The organism is Myxococcus vastator, assembly GCF_010894475.1.
Classification (GTDB): domain Bacteria; phylum Myxococcota; class Myxococcia; order Myxococcales; family Myxococcaceae; genus Myxococcus; species Myxococcus vastator.
The window spans coordinates 1-2,845 of the sequence record NZ_JAAIYB010000700.1 but is presented as its reverse complement, the minus strand read 5'-3'; the positions used below and the strand labels follow the sequence as shown (position 1 = coordinate 2,845).

Annotated in this window: 2 protein-coding genes; both read left to right on the top strand. The window is 68.2% G+C overall.

The features are described 5' to 3' along the window. The coding region (locus tag G4D87_RS36245; protein WP_338045023.1) for a hypothetical protein at positions 1 to 838 on the top strand (838 nt) is incomplete at its 5' end. Between the two features lie 98 nt (positions 839 to 936). Further along, positions 937 to 2,845 (top strand): molecular chaperone HtpG (gene htpG, locus G4D87_RS36240; RefSeq protein ID WP_163787364.1); only part of this gene is annotated, 1,909 nt, incomplete at its 3' end.

Here is a 2,845-nt window from a genome sequence, read left to right as displayed (position 1 = left end):
CTCCTACCTTCCGAGGCCCTCGATGACGCCCGCATCCCACGCCCCCGCCGTGTCCCCCTTCCGCTGGCAGGCCCTGCTGGGCGCGCTGGCCGCGCTGGCCCTGGGCTTCGTCGCCACTCCGGCCCAGGCCGGCGAGGAGATCCGGGTCCAGAAGGCGGTCAGCACCGTGAGCTCGCGCTACGGCCAGAGCTGGCAGGACGTCTCCATCACCCTGCTGGTGCAGAACCTCGCCTACCACAAGGAGGTCTCCGTCAGCATGAAGCAGCCGGACGGCACCTGGGCGGACCTGGCCGCCTCCTACGTGGGGCCCGCGGGCAGCGGCGCCTCCGGGCATGAAATCTGGAAGGTGACCCGCATGTACGCCAGCTGGGGCGTGGACCCGCAGCCCTCGCGCGACCTGGAGTTCGTGGCCAAATACACCGTGGCGGGCCAGACGTACTGGGACACCAATCAATGGAGCCACCACCACGTGGGCCGCGGTGACGGGCCGTACCAGCCCTACAGCCCGGTGCTGGTGGCCGCCAGCTTCTGGCGGGACAACGGCGACCTGGACGTCAGCATCGACGTGAAGAACCTGGCCTACGCCAAGAACGTGACAGTGGTGTACTCCACGGACGGCTGGGCCACCGCGCACGAGGCGCCCGCGGCCTACGTCTCCGGCTACACCTTCGGGTACGCCTACATCGCCAGCCCCAACGTCCAGGGCGTGGAGCGCTGGCAGGCCCACATCCCCGCCCTCCCCGGCAACGTGGTGCTCTTCGCCGTGCGCTACGAGGTCGGTGGCCAGACGTACTGGGACAACAACTTCGGCGTGGACCACCAGCACACCCGGCCCTGAGCGGGCGGGCGGACGCGCTGGACTCGACAAGCGGATTTCCATGGTTAAGGGAGAGCGACGCTGGCGCCCCACCGGGCGCCCCGGAGGCCCCTGTCACCATGACCGTCGAAAACGCCCCTCAGCGGGAGACCCACGCCTTCCAGGCGGAAATCAACCAGCTCCTCAGCCTGGTCATCAATTCGCTCTACAGCCACAAGGAGATTTTTCTCCGCGAGCTGGTGTCCAACGCGTCGGACGCGCTCGACAAGCTCCGGTTCCGCGCCATTACGGAGCCGGAGCTGCTGGCGGACGAGCCGTCCCTGGAGCTTCGCCTCATCCCCGACGAGGCGAAGGGCACCCTCACCATCGAGGACACCGGCATCGGCATGTCCCATGACGAGCTGGTGAAGAACCTGGGCACCATCGCCCACTCCGGCTCGCGGGAGTTCATCGAGGCGCTGGCCCAGAAGGGCCAGAAGGACATGCAGCTCATCGGCCAGTTCGGCGTGGGCTTCTACAGCGCCTACCTGGTCGCGGACCGGGTGGAGGTGGTCAGCCGCGCCGCCGGCCAGGGACAGTCCGCCTGGCGGTGGACGTCGGAAGCCAAGGGCTCCTTCACGGTGGAGCCCGCCGAGCGCGCCTCGCGTGGCACCTCCATCACCCTGCACCTGAAGGAGGACCAGAAGGAGTTCCTGGGCGAGTGGCGGCTGCGCTCGCTGATTACCCAGTACTCCGACTACGTGGGCCACCCCATCAAGCTCCAGGTGAGCAAGACGACGGGGACGGGCGACGAGGCGAAGACGGAGACGTCGCTGGAGGTGGTCAACAAGGCCAGCGCCCTGTGGCAGCGCGCGAAGTCCGAAATCACGGACGAGCAGTACCAGGAGTTCTACAAGCACCTGACGCACGACTGGGAAGCGCCGCTGGCGTGGACGCACTTCAAGGCGGACGGCAACACCCAGTTCACCGGCCTGCTCTTCGTGCCCAAGCAGCCTCCGTTCGACCTGGACGCGCAGCAGCAGCGCGGGGTGCGGCTGTTCGTCAAGCGCGTGTTCATCATGGACCGCTGCGAGGAGCTGGTGCCGCAGTGGCTGCGCTTCGTGCGCGGCGTCATCGACTCGGATGACCTGCCGCTGAACGTGTCGCGCGAGCTGCTCCAGGACTCGCAGGTGGTGCGCGCCATCCGCAAGCACGTGGTGAAGAAGTCGGTGGACCTGCTGGAGAAGCTGGCCAAGGACAAGCCGGACGACTACCTCACCTTCTGGAAGGCCTTCGGCACGGTGCTGAAGGAGGGCCTGGCCACGGAGGCCGAGCAGAAGGACAAGCTGGGCGGCCTGCTGCGCTACGAGAGCTCGCGCGACGAGGGCCTGACGTCCCTGGCGGACTACGTGGGCCGCATGAAGGAGGGCCAGGAGGCCATCTATTACGTCTACGGCGAGTCCCGGAAGGCGGTGGCGGACAGCCCCCACCTGGAGGCGCTGAAGCAGCGCGGCTTCGAGGTCCTCTACATGACAGACCCGGTGGACGAGTGGGCCGCGCAAGGCCTGCGCGAGTTCCAGGGCAAGCCGCTGGTGTCCGCGCTCCAGGCGGACCTGAAGCTCCAGTCCACGGACGAGCAGAAGAAGGAGCAGGAGCAGCAGGCCGAAGGCCTGAAGACGCTCACGGAGAAGATGAAGGACGTGCTCCAGGAGTCCGTGCGCGAGGTGCGCGTGTCGGACCGCCTGACGGACTCGCCCGTGTGCCTCGTGGTGCCGGAGGGCGGCTCGCCGGCCTACCTGGAGCGCCTGCTCCAGCAGCGCGGCCGGGGCATGGGTGCGCCGCGCGTGAAGCGCATCCTGGAAGTGAATCCGAAGCACCCCGTCATCGAGCACCTGAAGTCCGTGCATGACCGCGACCCGGCCGCGACCCAGGTGGCGGAGTGGATTGAGCTGCTCCACGACCAGGCGCTGCTCACCGAGGGCAGCACCATCGCCGACCCCAACCGCTTCGCCCGCCGCATGACGGGGCTGTTGACGCAGGTGGCGGCCC